Consider the following 617-nt stretch of genomic DNA (forward strand, 5'->3'; position numbering starts at 1 on the left):
ATATTCGCTGCATTCCTAGGCAGTTTAAGGTTAAAATCCTCTGCAACAGCAACACAAAAAACGACGAATATAATGAAAATCGGACTCTTTTACGGCTCAACAACCTGCTACACCGAGATGGCAGCAGAGAAAATTCGCAACATTATTGGTGCAGACCTTGTCGATATTCACAATGTGAAAGAGACGCCGCTATCGCTGATGGCTGAGTATGATTTATTGCTTCTAGGCATCTCGACTTGGGACTTTGGTGAGATCCAAGAAGATTGGAGCGCCATTTGGCAAGACATCGCGTCTACGCCGTTGAAAGGCAAAGTTGTGGCGCTATTTGGTCTTGGCGACCAAGAAGGCTACGGTGAATGGTACCTTGATGCCATGGGCCTACTGCACGACGAGTTAAAAGCAACCGGCGCCCAGTTTATCGGTTATTGGCCAAACGAAGGCTATGAGTTTGAAGCCTCTAAAGCGCTAACGGAAGATGGCAGTCAATTTGTTGGCCTAGCACTAGATGAAGACTCTCAATACGACTTGAGTGACGAGCGAATCGAAAAGTGGTGTGAACAAGTACTTGTGGAGTTCCACGATACGCTTTAAGCACCGACGCTTACGTTGATGCGAAC

At 46.8% G+C, this 617-nt stretch carries 1 protein-coding gene; it reads left to right on the forward strand.

Annotated features, from left to right (window positions below):
• The first annotated feature begins 72 nt into the window (after positions 1-72).
• Complete coding sequence (fldB, locus tag R7Z50_RS28750; protein WP_005479739.1) at positions 73-591, forward strand: flavodoxin FldB; 519 nt, start codon at positions 73-75, stop codon at positions 589-591.
• Positions 592-617: the final 26 nt, after the last annotated feature.

The organism is Vibrio sp. 1249-1 (genome assembly GCF_033340495.1).

Excerpts from the sequence above, each read along its gene's own strand:
- fldB (WP_005479739.1), top strand. The coding sequence starts at position 73 with ATGAAAATCGGACTCTTTTACGGCTCAACAACCTGCTACACCGAGATG.